Origin of the sequence: Flavobacterium gyeonganense, assembly GCF_029625295.1 — a bacterium.
In the GTDB taxonomy this organism is placed as follows: domain Bacteria; phylum Bacteroidota; class Bacteroidia; order Flavobacteriales; family Flavobacteriaceae; genus Flavobacterium; species Flavobacterium gyeonganense.
Window position 1 is genome coordinate 1,821,646 of the sequence record NZ_CP121112.1, and the last position, 18,088, is coordinate 1,839,733.

At 35.8% G+C, this 18,088-nt stretch carries 9 protein-coding genes and 1 pseudogene; 3 read left to right on the forward strand and 7 right to left on the reverse strand.

What is annotated here, in order from left to right:
* Nucleotides 1–126 precede the first annotated feature (126 nt).
* The 6 genes and pseudogenes from P5P89_RS07940 to P5P89_RS07965 form a co-directional block, all read right to left on the reverse strand.
* Entirely contained in the window at nucleotides 127–2,133 is a 2,007-nt protein-coding gene (locus tag P5P89_RS07940) for a glycoside hydrolase family 97 protein (protein WP_278011452.1), read from the reverse strand.
* A gap of 298 nt (nucleotides 2,134–2,431) precedes the next feature.
* Nucleotides 2,432–4,831, reverse strand: a complete 2,400-nt coding sequence (locus tag P5P89_RS07945; protein WP_278011453.1) for a glycoside hydrolase family 31 protein — start codon at nucleotides 4,829–4,831, stop codon at nucleotides 2,432–2,434.
* 133 nt (nucleotides 4,832–4,964) lie between these two features.
* Nucleotides 4,965–7,440, reverse strand: a pseudogene (locus tag P5P89_RS07950) (glycoside hydrolase family 2 TIM barrel-domain containing protein).
* A 225-nt stretch (nucleotides 7,441–7,665) separates the two neighbouring features.
* A complete protein-coding gene (locus P5P89_RS07955) occupies nucleotides 7,666–9,075 on the reverse strand; it encodes a hypothetical protein (protein ID WP_278011454.1) in 1,410 nt (469 codons plus the stop codon).
* A gap of 21 nt (nucleotides 9,076–9,096) precedes the next feature.
* Nucleotides 9,097–10,671 carry a RagB/SusD family nutrient uptake outer membrane protein gene (locus P5P89_RS07960; RefSeq protein ID WP_278011455.1) on the reverse strand — a complete coding sequence of 525 codons (1,575 nt, stop codon included), beginning with the start codon at nucleotides 10,669–10,671 and terminating at the stop codon, nucleotides 9,097–9,099.
* 11 nt (nucleotides 10,672–10,682) lie between these two features.
* Entirely contained in the window at nucleotides 10,683–13,814 is a 3,132-nt protein-coding gene (locus P5P89_RS07965) for a SusC/RagA family TonB-linked outer membrane protein (protein ID WP_278011456.1), read from the reverse strand.
* Nucleotides 13,815–14,379: 565 nt separating this feature from the next.
* On the opposite strand from P5P89_RS07965, the gene P5P89_RS07970 reads away from it, so the two are divergent.
* The 3 genes from P5P89_RS07970 (at nucleotide 14,380) to lepA (ending at nucleotide 17,814) form a co-directional block, all read left to right on the forward strand.
* Nucleotides 14,380–15,096, forward strand: a complete 717-nt coding sequence (locus tag P5P89_RS07970) for an NUDIX hydrolase (RefSeq protein WP_278011457.1) — start codon at nucleotides 14,380–14,382, stop codon at nucleotides 15,094–15,096.
* Nucleotides 15,097–15,117: 21 nt separating this feature from the next.
* Entirely contained in the window at nucleotides 15,118–15,855 is a 738-nt protein-coding gene (locus P5P89_RS07975; protein ID WP_278011458.1) for an NUDIX hydrolase, read from the forward strand.
* 162 nt (nucleotides 15,856–16,017) lie between these two features.
* The gene (gene lepA, locus P5P89_RS07980) at nucleotides 16,018–17,814 is read left to right on the forward strand and encodes a translation elongation factor 4 (protein ID WP_278011459.1); all 1,797 of its coding nucleotides are present in this window, start codon (nucleotides 16,018–16,020) and stop codon (nucleotides 17,812–17,814) included.
* A gap of 79 nt (nucleotides 17,815–17,893) precedes the next feature.
* On the opposite strand, the gene P5P89_RS07985 is transcribed toward lepA, so the two are convergent.
* Nucleotides 17,894–18,088 carry a hypothetical protein gene (locus P5P89_RS07985; RefSeq protein ID WP_278011460.1) on the reverse strand — a complete coding sequence of 65 codons (195 nt, stop codon included), beginning with the start codon at nucleotides 18,086–18,088 and terminating at the stop codon, nucleotides 17,894–17,896.

Consider the following 18,088-nt stretch of genomic DNA (forward strand, 5'->3'; position numbering starts at 1 on the left):
TTATCCTAACAGGTTTTCAAAACCTGTTAGGTATTTATTTTACCTAATCTAAAAGCTTCTTTAATTGAATATGATATTGATACCTAACAGGTTTTGGAAACCTGTTAGGATATTAAATCTAAATAGTTATATTTTTTTAAATCTCACTGCCCCACCGCCAGCTCCGCCTAATTTCAATTGTAATTTATCTGAAGCTTTTACAGTTTTTTTCGAAATTGCTACCGCTTCTGGATTATGCGTTTGATCTGTTCCTTCGGCATCAACATAAATCTGCGCTTCGTAAGTTGCACTTGGATCTAAGAATGATAATGAAACTTCTACATTTCTAGGTTTTTCATTGGTCAAGGTTCCTAAATACCAGTCAGCGCTGTTTCTGTCTTTTCTTGCAGTTGTGATATATTCACCAATCTTTCCTTCTAAGATTTTAGTATCTTCCCAATCTGTTGGTACATCTTTTAAGAATTGCAACGCTGGTTTTCCTTCGTAATTTTCTGGAAGATCGGCCAGCATTTGAATTGGAGAATAAATCGTAACGTACAATGCTAATTGCTGTCCAACTGTTCCCTGAATTCTTTTTCCGGGATAACCTTGTTTGACCTCAACATCAAAAATTCCTGGTGTAAAATCCATTGGACCAGAAAGTAATCTTGTAAACGGAATAATACTTAAATGGTTCGGCGGATTTCCTTCGCTCCAAGCGTTATATTCTTGTCCGCGTGCTGCTTCTCTCGAAACCATATTTGGAAAAGTTCTTCTTTCTCCCGTATCTTTTATCGATTCGTGGTATAAAACCGCTAAATCATATTGTGCAGCTTTTTCTAAAATATATCTGAAATAGTTTACTCCAAACTGCCCAAAGTGCATTTCTTTCATATTCAATTTAGAACCTACGTGACCGATTTTTACGGTATGGATTCCTAGTTTTTTATATAAAGCAAAACCTTCGTCAACTTCTTTTAAGTAGTTAATTAAGTTGGAACCTGTTTCGTGGTATCCGATTAATTCAATGTTCTTTTTCTTTCCATATTCCACTACTTTTTCTAAGTCGAAATTGTCTGCGTTTTTTGTAAAGCTGAACATGTGCATACGGTTTTCGTACCAACCCGGAGTCCAGCCTTTGTTCCATCCTTCGATTAATAAATGGTTGAAACCTTCTTTTGCTGTAAAATCAATATATTCTTCGGCGTGTTTGGTTGTTGCTCCTTGTTTATCACTTTCCCAGAAAGTATATTTCCCGATGTGCATTCCCCACCAAATTCCTAAGTATTTATAAGGCTTGAAATAACTTGCGGTATTCTTTAATTTGTTCGGTTCGTTTAAGTTTAAAACCAAATAAGAAGTAATCAATTCTCCCGGATTTTCTCCAATTTGAAGCGTTCTCCAAGAAGAAGTGAAAGTATCTTTTACGCGAACTTTCACACCGTCATGCCAAGGCACTAAATCCGATTTTAATTCTGTTCCTATATTGTTAACCAAAGTCATACTTGCAAAATCGATCAAGTTTGCTTCGTGGAAACTTAAAGCTAATCCGCTTTTGCTTTCAATTGTTAACGGAGTTAAAACGGTATCCAAAGTACTTACCGGCGCATCTTTGAAAAGATATTCGTCACGATTTTCTCTGTTTGCTGGAATCCACCATGCTTTTCCGTCTTCTTTTAAGTTGAAAGTCGTTTTTTCATCTGTAATGAAAATACTGTCTTTTACATTTTGTTTTGGATAAACATATCTAAAAGCGACTCCGTCATCGAAAGCACGAAACTGAATTTGTAATTTCCTTTTGTTGCCTGTTTTTTGCTGTAAATCGACTACCAATTGATTGTAGTGATTTCTAATATTTTTCTTCTCTCCCCAAACTTGTTCCCAAGTTTCATCAAACGTAGAAGTTTTGGCTCCTTTTATTTCAAAGTTTGAACTTAAATCTTCATTTCCTTTCAATACAAATCCCATATCAGACGGAGAAATCACTTCGGTTTTTCCGTGAGAAACTGCATACTTTGGAGCATTTTTTACCAGCTCAAATTTGATTTTATTCTTTCCGTTTGGCGATGCCAATTCGTAAGCGCTTTTCGTTTTTTGACTGTAGCCTATTGCTATCGAAAACAATACGGCTGGGAGAATTAGATAGTTTTTCATGTTTTTTGGTATTATATTTTTCTTGCCACAGATTAAAAGGATTATATGGATTTTAAAACTGTGGCTATATTTTTTAAACACATAGAATCATAGCTTATTAGAAACTTAAAAAAAGCGTTTCACTTGTTTAAACAAACATAGTTTCTATGTGTGAGAAACTAGTTTCTTTCCAACTCCTTTTATTTACAAACAAAAACCTATGTTTCTATGTGTTTAAATATTTTATTTTTTGCCACGAATTACACCAATTATCACCAATTTAATTCGTGGTAATTCGTGTAATTTGTGTTTAACTTTTTTATTTAATCCACTCGGTTTTAAAAGTGGTTTTTCCGTTTAATGGATTTGCAGCTACATCAAAATTGTTTCCAGTTTTGTTCACTTTTATTTCTTGTACTGCATCACCTTCTGGCAAAAATACTTTGGCTGTTGCCGAAGTGGTTTTATCGCTTGCATACACTTTTAAGGTCAATTTGCTCCAATCCATATCTTTTGTAGACTGCGCTAAACCAATATGTGGAATTGCAGTTCCATCTTTAATTAAAACTACGATTGGCACTTCGCCCGCTTTGATTTTATGCCATCCTGATTGGTATACTTTTTTAGTTTGGTAATCAATCCAAGTTCCTTCTGGAAGGTAAACATCTCTTTCTTCAACTTCTTCAAAAAGTGGTGCCACCAACATACTTGAACCAAATAAATATTGATTATCTACTAACCAAGCTCCCGGATCATTTGGATATTCTACAAATAAAGCACGCATCATTGGCAAACCTTTTTGAGAACTTTCTTTTGCTTGAGCGTAGATATATGGCATTAATTCGTAACGCATATTATCTGCTTTTCTAAATCCTTCCAAGAAATCTTTGCTGTACAACCAAGGTTCACGAGGCGGTTCTCCGTGGCTTCTTACGTGTGAAGTCAGCATTCCGAATGGTGTCCATCTTCTGTAAATATTCTCAGGAGATTTAGTTGCAAAACCTCCAACGTCATGACTCCAAAAGCTGAATCCGCTAAGACCTAAAGAAAGTCCGCCACGTAATTCTGCCGACATCGCGCCGTTGGTAGTTTCAGAATCTCCTCCCCAATGCAAAGGATAACGCTGTGATCCTGCCCAAGTACTTCTTGCCCAGATTAAAGTATATCCTTTTTCTTTCTGAGTGATTTCTGCAACCGCTTTATTGTAACGTAATGGGTATAGATTATGCTCGTAAAAACCTGTTCTTCCAGAATGGTAAATTCCGTCAGGCGGAGCTGCTTCTCCAAAATCTACTTTGAAAACTGCTACGCCTTCATCAAATAATTTTTTCAATTTTCCTTGGTACCAAGAAATTGTTTCTGGGTTTGAGAAATCTAAAACAGCATCTTCATACGGAAGGTTTCCTTTTCTATCTCTTACGGCTAAGTTTTTATCCATAATTTCAGGAAACAAGGTATTCTTTGGTGTGAAATAAGGCAATTGCCATAGACAAACCTGGAAACCATCTTTCTTTAAATCAGACATCATTTTTGTCGCGTCTGGGAAACGAGATTTTGCAAACTCGTAGTTGTTTCTCCAATCTACATCAAACCAGCCTGTATCGAAGTGAATAACATCGGTTGGGATTTTGTATTTACGTAAATCTCTGGCAACTTCACGTCCTTCTTTTTCAGAGAAATAAGTAATACGGCTCATCCAGAAACCGAATGACCAAAGTGGCGGCATTGCTGCTTTTCCAGTCAAATTCGTGTATTGATCTAAGATATCTTTTGGTTCTCCGATAAAGAAAAACAAATCGGCTTCGTCATCGCCAATATACATTTCGTTGGCACTTGAGAAATATTTTCCAAAGTCAACCGTAATTGGTGTTGAATGATGCATGAAAACTCCGTAACCACGGCTGCTCATGTAAAACGGAATTGGTTTGTACATGGTTTCATTTTGGATTCCGTTAGCGTCATCCGTCCATAAAACTACTTTTGAACCGCGTTTGTTGAATTGTGTGAATGATTCACCACAGCCAAATATTTTTTCATCTGGTTCTAAACTGAACGCCGCGCCCATACTTCTGGAATAATCGCTGTTTCTGCGAACGTAAGAAAATGGAAGTGTCGGCGTATATGTGTTTTTAAAGTCTGTATCGTGAAGTGTGCTTGTCAGTAATTTTCCTTTTTCATCGTAGATTTTTACGTGCCACGGTTTTGTCAAGATTTCAACTCTTCCATGTTTGCTAGCATAACTGTGACCGCCTTCGATTTTAGCATATTTCCATAATTCTGGGTGGTTTGGCGCAACGCCGTCAACCAGCATTAAAGATTCTTTTTGAGGATGAAATTGCGGTCCTGAAGTGGTTTTGATTCTAACTGTTCGATCTGAAACAAACTGAATTTCGAATGGCAAAACAGGAGATTCTGCATATTCTGTTGTTGGAAATTCGTTTGCTTTTTCCACATCTGGTTTCATCATCATGTTATTGAAAGCCTGACGCGTTTTATAATTGTATCTCAAATATTTGATCGTTCCTTTTCCTGTTGCAGGATCAAAAGAAGCCAATTCGTCTGCGAAATAAAAAGTATTCAGATAGTTCTGAAAATCTTTACTGATATCTATTGGTGCATTTAATACGTCTGCATTTTGGATTTGAGCATTAGCATTTGGAACAGCTAAAAATCCAAATATAACAGCAGAAAATAATGCGGTTAGTTTTGTGTTTTTCATTGGTTAATAATCTAGATGTTAGTTTATCCTAACAGGTTTCCAAAACCTGTTAGGTATTTATTTTTTTTAATATCTTAATTAAATATATTGATACCTAACAGGTTTTGGAAACCTGTTAGGATAGCGCAACTTATTATTCGGTTGTAATTACAATTGTGGATTGTTTCAATCCGTTTGCACTTGCGGTTAATTCCAATCTTCCTGATTTATCTCCAGATTGTACAATAACCAAGCATTTTCCAGCCAAAGCCGTATGTTTATTTCCTTTATACGATTCGTGACTAACTGGATCTCCACTGCAAACGCCTACGATTTTTCCGTTTCCTTTTAAAGAGAAGTTGATTTCGTTATTGGCATTTGGCGCTATCGTTCCATTAGCATCTAAAATATCTACGGTTACAAAAGACAAATCATTTTTGTCTGCTTTGATTGTACTTCTGTCTGCTGTCAGTTTTAATTGTGAAGGATTCCCAGCCGTTTTGATCTCTTTTTCTAAAACTACTTTTCCGTCTTTACGAGAAATGGCCTTTAGGGTTCCTGTTTCAAAAGGAATTCTCCACATTACGTGTAAATCATCCCCTTTTTTTACTTCTTTTTCCAACAGATTTTCCGTTTACAAAAAGTTCCACCTCATCAGCTTTATTGTAATATGCCCAAACATCAACAGTTTGTCCTGCTTTCCAGTTCCAATGCGGGAAAATGTGAAGAACGGTTTTGTCTGTCCATTCACTTTGGTACATATAATAAACATCTTTCGGGAAACCAGCTAAATCTACAATTCCAAAATACGAACTTACTGATGGCCATTCGTACGGAGTTGGTTCTCCGATATAATCGAAACCTGTCCAAACGTACATTCCAGCCAAGAAATCATGTTTTTTAATGACTTTCCAAGTTGCTTCGTGCGTAGATCCCCAAGGTGTCTGCACCTGATCGTAAGCCGAAACCGTATTTCCAGGATTTCCCCCTACAAATTTTTTATCCCAACTAACCGGCCATTTTTTGATGGTATCAGAAACCGCATCATAATATCCTCTTGTCTGTAAACCTGAAGTTGTTTCGGTTGCGATAAAAGGTGTATTTGGGAAGTTCTTTAGATGATGTTCGAATGTCTGATGCGCATAATTGTATCCAATTAAATCTAAAACTCCAGATCCAGCAAGCGGATTAATCGAAACATTCTTTTTCTCAAACTGCAAAGTCACTGCATCAATATTCATATTTACTGGTGGATTCATTCCCGCAGTAATTGGTCGTGTTTTATCATATTGACGTGTAATTGCTGCTAATTCTTTTGCAATTTCAGTACCTGTTTCGTTCCACTGCTCTGGAATTTCATTACCAATACTCCACATAAAAATACTAGCATGATTTCGGTCGCGTAACAACTGATCGATTAGATCTTGTTTGTGCCATTTGTCCCAATCGTTAGCATAATCGTATTTCGTTTTGTTTTGTTTCCACATATCAAAAGCTTCATCCATGACAATGAAACCCATTTTGTCGCAAAGCTGTAAAAGTTCTGGAGCAGGCGGATTGTGAGAGGTTCTGATTCCGTTTACCCCCATTTCTTTCAAGATTTCTAACTGGCGTTCGATTGCACGCGTGTTGATTGCAGAACCTAACGAACCTAAATCATGATGCATACAAACTCCTTTTATTTTGACTTGTTTTCCATTCAAAATAAAACCTTTGTTCAGATCGAATTTAAAATCTCTGATTCCGAAAGTCGTTTTGTATCGATCGATGATTTTATCGTCAAGCGAAATTTCCGTAACTGCCGTATACAGTTCTGGTTTTTCATCTGACCATAAAATCGGATTTTCAACATCGGCTGATTGCTTTAATGTCTGATTTCCGTTCGCATTGATTGTTATATCCTGAGTAACGGATGTTATTTTTTTGTCTTCTTTAAAAATAGTTGTAGTTATAACGGCTTTTTTATTTTCAGTATATTGATTTTGAATTGTTGTTTCAATATTTACTGAAGCTTTTTCTGCTGTAACTTTTGGAGTTGTTATGTAAGTTCCCCATTGGCCAACATGTAGTTTATCTGTAGTTTCGATCCAGACATTTCTGAAAATTCCTGAACCTGAATACCAGCGTGAATTGGGTTGTTTTGAATTGTCAACCTTAACAATTATTTCGTTGCTTTTATCTCCGTAATTTAAGTAAGGAGTAATCTCATATTGAAAACCAATGTATCCGTTCGGACGTTTTCCTAGATAATGTCCGTTTACCCAAACTTCACTGTTTCTGTAAACGCCATCAAAAGTGATTGAAGTTATTTTTGTGCTGTCTTCTGCAGCTACTTTGAATGTCTTTTTGTACCAGCCTAAACCCCCGCTTAGTGATCCTCCGCCATATCCGGCCGGACTTTTTTCATCAAATTTCCCTTCAATGCTCCAATCGTGAGGAACGTCTAAGGTTCTCCATTTTGTTGAAGTTCCGATAGTGTCTTTATCTACAAGACTGTCATTAAGGTGAAAACTCCAATCTGAATTAAAAGAAACTTTTCGATTATTAAAATCAGAACTTTTTTCGTTGCAGCTGAAAATTGCAAAAAGTCCTAAAATGAGAAGTGTTTTTAAAAAATTCAAATTTTTCATGTTTCTTTTATAATGATTAGTAGAAATAAATTTAACCCATAATTATCAACTAATTACCGAAATGCAAATTATTATTTTTGATGTCTGTATTGTTGTATTTTTTAGTCTTAAACTGATTTAATTTTGTCAAAAAATAGTAAGACATCCCTAAACACACTCTTTTTAAATAAAATATTAAAATAAGATTGTATTTAGAGATGACTTAATTATAAAAAGTGGTTTAAATTAATTACTCAAAACAAAGTGGAAAACCATATATTCACTCTTATTTGGATCTCTTTTACCAAACCAGATATCAGTAACTACATTTCCTGTTTTTGCAGTTTTCACGATTTTCCATTTATTATCTGCTGTAGTAGAAACTGTTGACGATGAATTTCCAATTGGAAATGAAGGAGAAATACCGCTAAAAGTTATGATATTAGTTCCGTCAGTACTTGTTGTATAGGTACCTGATTTTTCTACACCATTACTATCTACAGTTTTTATCGTACCATTGTCTGAGAAACTTATTTTGTTTTTAATAACGCTGGCCTGATCTGCTGCTGTATATCCTGCCCAACCCGGATAATCCCCCACAGTATTCCATGGATTTAAAAATGCTCCTGTTAGATCTGTCCAGTTAAAAGGGCTGTCTTTGCTTAATGTCCATGTTTTAGTGGTTGTAGTTGTAGTCGCTAATAAATCATCAACTGTTCCCCCATTTAGGTCAATTGCTGGGTTCGGATCCGGAACATCTTTTGGCACCCAGTTATCACTGTACTCTTTTGATATAAAATTAAAAACAAATGTTGCAGCACTTTCACAACTAGTTTTTCGTAAAACACCAACTTGTAATGTATTTTCAGTTAATGACATAATTTTCATTGATTGCCAGTTATCTACACAGTTTTCATTTTCATTAGGGTGTAATATGGTAGCGTTTGAAGTCGTTAAAGTTTTAGCATTAGCATCTAAAAAGTAGGTTCCTGATTCCTGACCATATTTTGGACTCATTAAATGATTTGTTGTTAAAAATGGCCCACCATCCAAACTAAAAGTCATAGTACCGTAATCCCCTTTAGCGGCAATCCATTGATTACCTTTCCATTCCGGAAGCCAACTCCAACAATCTGTACCGTAACATCCTTTATCACCACCTTCAAACCATGCATTATCGGTACCGTAATAGTACATTGGTCCAATAAAATATTTAGAAATACCATCTGCATTTAAATCTAATACCCAGGTTTTTGATTTTCCAACGCCGCCAGTAAGTAGATTCCAAAGAGGATCATCTACATAGCTTAAGTTATCCTGAGTAACCGTAACAGTATAAGGATCTAACTCTACAATACCTCCGCCGGTTACTGCCTTGATTTTAATAGTATAGTTTCCTTTAAAAGCATATTTTACCGTTTCAGTAGCTTTATTTGATTTACCTGTACCATAATCCCATGTTAATACAACTCCCGGCGTTTTATTTGTAAGTATCACTGTATTCCCTCCCGGATCTACTGCAAAATCCTGTTTTATTTCAAAATCAATATCCGACTTATCAGTCACAGCATCCAGTGAATAGGTATCTGGTGAACAAGATGACATTAGGAATACCAGTGTCAAAAATGTTGTAATTATTATTTTAATATTTTTCATTTCTTTAGTTTTTAGTTAAAATTACCAGCCGGTATTTTGTTTTAAAACATTTCCTGACAAGGTGATCTGTGTATTAGGAATTTGCTGTAATCCTTTTGTTTCCTGAATTTTAGCTGCCGATATTGTTTTTGTAGTAGCAACACCACCGCTTAATAAGGTCGTTGTTTCAGCAATAGTAGATGATGCTTTACCAATTCCCTGACGTAATAAATCCCAATATCTGACTCCTTCTAGAGCAAATTCTAAATGTCTTTCATTCATTATATTATCCTGAGTAACCGCAAGAGGAGTAAAATTAGATTTGTATGCCCTTTGTCTCACCTGATCAAAATATGACTGGGCGCTTCCGCTTCCTAATTCAGCTGCCATTAATAAAACATCAGCATATCTCAATACTACGTAATCCTGAAACTGGCTAATATCCCAAAACTGGCTTCCTAAAACGATAGGAAGTTCTTTTCCATCCTTATCAATCATTGGACAATATTTTTTATTGTAATAGCCAGTATATTCTCTTTGACTGTTTATTTTATTAAATGCTATATTTTCTTCATCAATACCAATTATTGTTGCCGCACGTCTTGTATCATTAGCATCATAAGCACTCCATAATTTTGAATTTACTGTTACTCCCCATCCATGTGCATATGGATAAGATGAAAATTCTCTCATGCCGAACAATACAAGCCAATGATTCCCATCCGTATTACCGTTATAATCACTTGTATAAGTATATTTTATAGAAAATATGAATTCTTTATTACTTTCACCTGCATATTTTTCAACCGAAGCAGCCGGCCATAGAGTAGAAAAATCATCTACTAACCCATGTCCGCTACCTGAAATTACATCTTCTAAATGTGCTAAAGCCTGAGCCTTTGTTACTACACCAACTAAATCTGTTTTTCCGTAATATCCTGTATAATATAAATAAACACGGCCTAGTAAAGATTTTGCTGCCCATTTAGTGATTCTTCCATTGGGTACAGAATTGTATGCCGCTGTTGGCAAATTATTTGCTGCAAATACTAAATCTTCTGCAATTAATTTATAAACATCTTCGGGTGATGCCTGAGGAACATTTTCTGTGGTAGGAGCTGTCAATAGAGGTATATTTCCCCACAAACGTATCATTTCAAAATAGATATAAGCTCTGATAAATTTGGTTTCAGATTCGTAAGTATTTCTTAAAGCAGTGTCCCCTTTCCAGTCAATCTGATCCATTTTCATCAGGAAAACATTGCAACGATATAACGCCTTATAATAACTTTTCCAGTTTTCGTTAAACAAATCTATATCAGATGGGGAACGGCTCTTATCAAATTCATCTACCAATGCATAATTGTAACCATCGGAGGCACCGGTTCCTCCAAAACAATCATCAGACATTACCTCGCTCATTACAGGAATACCGAGTCCCGAAGCTCCTGTTGCTACCTGCAGACCATCATAACAACCTACTAATGCACTGTAAGCATCCTCTGTTGTTTTATAAAAATTAATATCCGTTTGTTGTGTTAAAGGTTCTGTTTCTAATTCACAGGAACCCAAAGACAATAAACTCAAACAGAAAATATATAAATAGGTATTTTTCATTATCGTATTTATTAAAGTTTAACATTTAATCCCAACATGTATGTCCTAGGTCTTGGATAATATCCAACATCAACGCCTGATGAAAACTTTTGGTCATCATTTGAAGAACCAAATCCAATTTCAGGATCCATACCGTCATATTTCGTAAAAGTGTAAAGGTTTAATACAGAAAAGTAAATCCTGAACTGACTTGCAAAAAATGATTTGGAATGATTCATTTTAGCTAAATCAAACCCTAATGTAACGGTATTGATTCTTAAGAAATCACCGTCCTGCACGTATAAGTCTGAAAATTGTGTAAAGTTTCTATTGTCTTCTGTTACCCTTGGTATTGTATTCGAAGACCCTTCGCCATGCCAGCGGCTTAATATTCTTGAAGTATAATTTCCATAAGCTCCGGATTGGTTTCTGTAAGATTGTACTATCTGGTTTCCTGCCACACCATTTGCCATCAATGAAAAGTCAAAAGCTTTATAATTTGCTGATAAAGAGAACCCAAATGTAAAATCAGGATTAGGATTTCCGATACTTGTTTTATCTGAAGCGTCTATTTTATCATCGCCGTTTGTATTTACATAGATGATATCTCCGGGAGCTGCTGTAGGCTGTAACACTACGCCATTTGCCGATTTATAATTATTAATTTGTTCCTGATTCTGAAAAACACCTCCGGTTTTATATCCCCAGAAATAACCCAATGGGAATCCGTTTTGTGCTCTGTAAAATTCACCTGAATTGTCATAAAGTTCATTATTCAATCCGTGGATAATACCATCAACATTGGGTATCTGACCAACCGTGTTTTTATTGTAAGCACCGTTTGCACTAACACTATAATTAAAATCACCAATTTTGTTTTGATAATTAAGGCTTAACTCAACCCCTTTGTTAACCACATCTCCGCCATTTATAAAAGGAGGATTAGCCCCGGCAGTTGCCAAAACTGGTGCCAGAATCAGCCAGTCTTTATTTGTTTTTTGATAAATATCAAAAGTGACACCTAAAGCATTGTTTAAAAATCGGGCATCCAAACCAAGATTTATTTGTTCAGAAGTCTCCCAATGTAAATCAGGATTTGAATATCTTTCCGGATAAGCCCCAGGTGTAAGAGTTCCTTCTTTATCTCCGAAAATATAGTTTGTATTGTTAGATTTCATTACAGCTAAATATTGGAAGTTACCAACAGCCTGATTTCCAACCTGACCCCAGCTTGCTCTTAATTTTAGAAAATTAAGAGCCTGTGAATCTTTCAAAAAAGCTTCATTAGACATTACCCAACCAGCAGATACTGATGGAAAATAACTCCACTGGTTTCCGGGAGAAAATTTTGAAGATCCATCTGCTCTTAACGTTGCGTTCAACAAATAGGTTTCTTTAAAATTATAATTCAGTCTCCCAAAATAAGACATTAATAAGTTTTCTTCTTTTTTACCCTTAATGGTTATTTTAGCTCCTTCTTTATTAGTAGTATTATCAATCCAGGCATGCTCTAAATCGTTAAAAACAGAATCTGCATTATTTGCTTCTACAGAAGTTCCTGCATAGTTAATATATGAGGTTCCCGCTATGGCTTCAAAATGATGATTCCCGGCTAAATCGAATTTATATCCGAGTAAATTATCCCAGGTAATGCTTCTGTTTTTGCTCATGTTTTGATTCACTTTATCAAAAGCAGTGTTTGCATAAATAGACAATCTATAAACAGGAGTATAAGAATGTCCTTCAGACACATAGTAATCAAGACCTAAAGTCGTCTTAAATGTTAAATTTTTTATGGGTTCAACCTGTAGATAAACATTACCGAGTAATTTTTGATTATTACTTTCATTTTGATTGGTATAATCCATTAATGCATAAGGATTTGCAATACCGGCAAGCCATGGTTGGCTGTCTTTTGTAGTATCATAATAATTACCTGCAGCGTCATACATTGGTAATAATGGATTTACCTGAAAAGCACTTCTTAAGGAATTATTATACTGATTTCCAACACCAACACCATTTTTGTCAACGTAAGCAAAACTTAGATTCTGACCCAGAGTAAGTACATCTTTATAGAGTTTATGTTCTGAATTGAATCTGAAATTGTAACGTTCATAGTTCGATAAATCCTTTCCTCCAACAATTCCTTCCTGTCCTAAATAAGACAATGAGGTAGAATAAACAGAAGTCTCAGAACCTCCTGAAGCACCGAATGAAAAGTTTTTAGTAGCTGCATTATCCGTCAGCATTTTATCCATCCAGTTCGTACCTTTTCCTAATGCATTTATCTCATCATTAGTGAAGTAAGGATTTTTACCAGAGTTTACTGCCGCTTCATTTATAATAACCGCATATTCTCTCGCATCTAACAAGTCCACTTTTCTGGCTACTGACTGAACTCCATAATACTGATCAAAAGTAATTTTCCCCGGAGAACCTCTCTTTCCTTTTTTGGTTGTTACCAAAACAACTCCGTTTGCGGCTTGCGAACCATAAATGGCTGATGAAGCAGCATCTTTCAGAACAGAAATAGATTCAATATCAGAATTGCTCAAATACGTGATATCACCCGTAAGAATACCATCAACTACGTAAAGCGGGTTGCTTCCTCCAGTAGTACCTAAACCTCTTATAACTACATTCAATTTCTCCCCAGGCTGCCCTGAAGTAGAAGTAATCTGAAGTCCTGCTGCCTGTCCCTGAAGTCCCTGAAGTGCATTGATTGTATTGGTTTTTGCCAGATTTTCACCATTTACCTGCGTAATAGCACTTGTTACTGTTGTTCTTTTTTGTGTCCCGTATCCAATAACGACTACCTCCTTAAGTTCAGCCGATTCTGTTTGCAGGGTTACATTAATTGTCTTTTGTGCACCGACAGTTAAGCGCTGAGTCTTGAACCCCATAAAGCTTATGGCTATTACATCACCAGTTTTTGCCTCAATTCTGAAATTCCCGTCAAAATCTGTTGAAGTTGCTCTTTTGGTTCCTTCAATTGCTACCGTTGCTCCGGGAATTCCCATTCCGTCATCTGCCGATTTTACATTTCCGCTTACAAATTGGGATTGCTCTTGTGCAAAACCCGGCTGCATCGTAAACACGCTAAGCAACAGCATCAGATAAAACTGGAGCATCGTTGGTTTAATACAATAATTGCTTTTCATAATCATTAATAATTTGGTTAAAGTTTGTTGTTAGTTGTTTTTAATCTAATTAACACGCATTAAAATATTTGTCACATTTTTTTATCAGCTGCTAACATTCTCCACTTACTAAATTTCTATCTGTATATGAGGTTGAATTTTTATGAAATATACTTTTGTGAAACTTTTTAATGAAATACACATAAATCATTCGAGAACTTCCTAAGTAAGTTTTTTTGATACGCCATATTAGCTTATGGTCAAAACACACTTATCTTATGGTTAATTTGACTACAAGTGTAGGGAATTTTTATATATTAACAAAAAATTACCTTTATTTTTTTGTAATTAAAATAATAACCAACCCATTTTTACATATAAATCATTTAAAACCATAAAATTCTATTGACTATTATTTATAAATATTAATTTAATTATTCAAAAAAGTAATTATTTTAGTTATTTATCAGTATTATCATGCATTATTCTCAAAATTCACATACTAACACCACGATATTGAAAAATATATAACTCTTTAAGCACAGAGTGTTATTTTTATTTATTTAATTTGTCAAAATTTTAACAGATGATCGACAATTTGAATAATGGCATTTTCGTAAAAAATGATCCTTCAGTGATGAATGCCATTACGATTGATTGCGTCATATTTGGTTTTGATCAGGGAAGTCTGGAAGTTCTTTTAATTCAGCACGGAGAAGGTATTAGTAAAGGAAAATGGGGACTGCCCGGAGGATGGATTAATAAAAAAGAGAGCATAGATGATGCTGCACACCGGCTATTGAATGAACTTACGGCGTTAGACCACATCTATCTCGAACAGTTGAAAGCATTTGGAAATCCGGATCGATTTCCTCTCAGACGTGTTATTACAATTGGGTATTATGCCTTAATCAAAAGAGAAAATTATAATATTCAGCCCGGTTTTACGGCATCGGATGCAAAGTGGTATAAGATTAACCAAATTCCCGATCTGATTTATGATCATAGTGAAATACTGACTTATAGTCTAAAACAGCTGCGCGAAAGGGTTCGTCAGGCACCAATTGGATTTAATCTTTTACCGGAAAAATTTACATTGTTGCAATTGATGCATTTGTATGAAGAAATATTGGGAATCGAAATGGACAAATCAAATTTCAGACGAAAAATTCTTCATATGAAATTACTTGTTGCATTGGATGAAAAACAACAGGATGTTTCGCACAGGGCAGCCAAACTATACAAATTTGATTCGGAGATTTATACAAAACTTACTGAAAAAGGATTTAATTTTGAATTTTAAACAGCCTTATAAAAGCAACAAATGGCATTTTTACACTCAAAGAAAGCTTCTAAAACTTATGTAGGGGAACCTTCCGATATTCAAAATCCCGTAATCGACGGAGTAACGATTGACTGCGTGATATTTGGATTCAACAAGGGGAACCTCGAAGTACTTTTGGCACATCATGCTGAAGGAGAAAGTATGGGAAAATGGGGACTTCTTGGAGGCTGGCTCAAAAAAGAAGAGAGCTCTGACGATGCAGCACAAAGAATTTTGTATGAACTAACAAGTCTTGACAATATTTATCTGGAGCAGTTAAAAGCGTTTACAGATCCAAATCGTGTGCCGGGAAGAAGGGTTGTAACCATTGGTTATTATACACTTGTGAACCGTGAAGATTATAATGTAAAGGCTGGACTTACCCTGATGGAAGCTACGTGGTACAAGATTAACGAACTGCCTGACCTGATTTTTGACCACAATGAAATCCTGCAATTCAGCTTAATGCAACTTCGTAACAGAGTGCGTCAGGCCCCAATCGGGTTCAATCTTCTACCCGAAAAATTTACTTTATTACAACTAATGCATCTCTATGAAGAAATATTGGGAATCGAACTTGACAAATCCAATTTCCGAAGAAAAATTCTGCACATGAAATTGCTCGTCGCCTTAGATGAAAAACAGCAGGATGTGTCCCATAGAGCCGCAAAACTGTACAAATTTGATCCGGAAATCTACAAAAAACTGACCGAAAAAGGGTTCAATTTTGAGTTTTAAGACTTAAAATGATTTTCAAAAACTAACTATCGGGCAACTACATTCCAGAATCCAAAACTTTGCGCTATATTTGCGCCTTAATAACACGCTCTAAAGTATTTACAGCAGGGCAGATTCATACCCAAAAATTACTAAAAACTCGTTTAGAGAACTGAATATAAAATGAAGAAGATACGTAACTTTTGCATTATTGCACATATTGACCACGGTAAAAGTACACTGGCAGACCGATTACTGGGCGCTACACAAACCGTTACAGCCCGTGAAGAAAAAGCACAATTGCTTGACAACATGGATCTGGAACGTGAACGTGGCATCACCATAAAAAGTCATGCCATTCAAATGGAATATAAATACAAGGGAGAAGAATATATCTTAAACTTAATTGATACTCCGGGTCACGTTGACTTTTCATACGAAGTTTCACGATCTATTGCGGCTTGTGAAGGGGCACTTTTGATTGTGGATGCTGCACAAAGTATTCAGGCACAAACGATTTCAAACTTATATCTGGCTTTAGAAAATGACCTGGAAATTATTCCGGTTTTAAATAAAGTAGATTTACCAAGTGCTAATCCTGAAGAAGTTAGTGATGATATTATCGATTTACTTGGTTGTAAATTAGAAGATATTATTCACGCTTCCGGAAAAACAGGTTTTGGTGTTGAAAATATCCTGGCTGCGATTATTGAAAAAATCCCTGCTCCAAAAGGAAATCCGGAAGAGCCATTACAGGCTTTAATTTTTGACTCGGTTTATAATCCGTTTCGTGGAATCGAGGTGATCTTCAGAGTTGTAAACGGTGAAATCAAAAAAGGGCAGAAAATTAAATTCATGGCTACGGACAATGAATATTTTGCTGACGAAATTGGAACTTTAAAATTAAATCAGGTTCCTAAAAATGTAGTTTCTGCAGGAGATGTTGGTTATTTGATTTCTGGAATTAAAGAAGCACGCGAAGTAAAAGTGGGTGATACGATTACGGATGCAAAAGTGCCGACAACCAATATGATTACCGGTTTTGAAGACGTAAAACCAATGGTATTTGCCGGAATTTATCCTGTTGATACAGAAGATTACGAAGATTTACGCTCTTCAATGGAAAAATTACAGCTTAACGATGCTTCGCTGGTATTTGCTCCTGAAAGCTCTGCGGCTTTAGGATTTGGTTTCCGTTGCGGATTCTTAGGAATGCTTCACATGGAAATCATTCAGGAACGTTTAGAGCGCGAATTCGATATGACGGTTATTACTACCGTTCCTAACGTTTCGTATTTGGCTTACACCAAAAAACATCCGGAGACGGCATTAGTAGTAAACAATCCTTCAGATTTACCGGAACCTTCAAAACTGGACAGAGTTGAAGAACCTTATATTAAAGCTACCATCATTACAAAAGCTGATTTCGTAGGAAACGTAATGAGTTTGTGTATCGAAAAACGTGGTTTAATCACGAATCAAACGTATTTAACAACTGAAAGAGTTGAGTTGAATTTTGATATGCCTTTGGCAGAAATTGTATTCGATTTTTACGATCGTTTGAAAACAGTTTCTAAAGGGTATGCTTCTTTCGATTACTCTCCTATCGGAATGCGAACTTCGAAATTGGTAAAACTGGATGTTCTTTTGAATGCTCAAACGGTGGATGCACTTTCAGCCCTGATTCACGAAGACAACGCATATAACATCGGTAAAAAAATGACCGAGAAATTGCGTGAGCTTATCCCAAGACAGCAATTCGACATTCCGATTCAGGCTGCGATTGGAGCAAAAATTATCGCTCGTGAAACGATTAAAGCACTTCGTAAAGACGTTACCGCAAAATGTTACGGTGGAGATATTTCGCGTAAGCGTAAACTGCTTGAAAAACAGAAAAAAGGTAAAAAACGTATGAGACAGGTTGGAAACGTTGAGATTCCGCAAGAGGCGTTTATGGCTGTTTTGAAATTGAATGATTAAATATTAAGTTCTTAGTAACTAGTCCTTAGTAATTATATATAACCCAATGACCTAAAAGTTATTGGGTTTTCCTTTTTCACTAAAGAAACCCGCCACAAATTCCTAATCCGATCAATAAATAAACCGCACCCAAGATAAACAACACTTTTGCGGTTTTTGGATTGTTTCTTTTTACAAGGAACCCAATAATTGTAAATACAACCGGCGGCCCAAACATAATGGCAACGAAAAATATAATCAATCCGTCTAAATTGCCTACTTCTAATGCTATCAT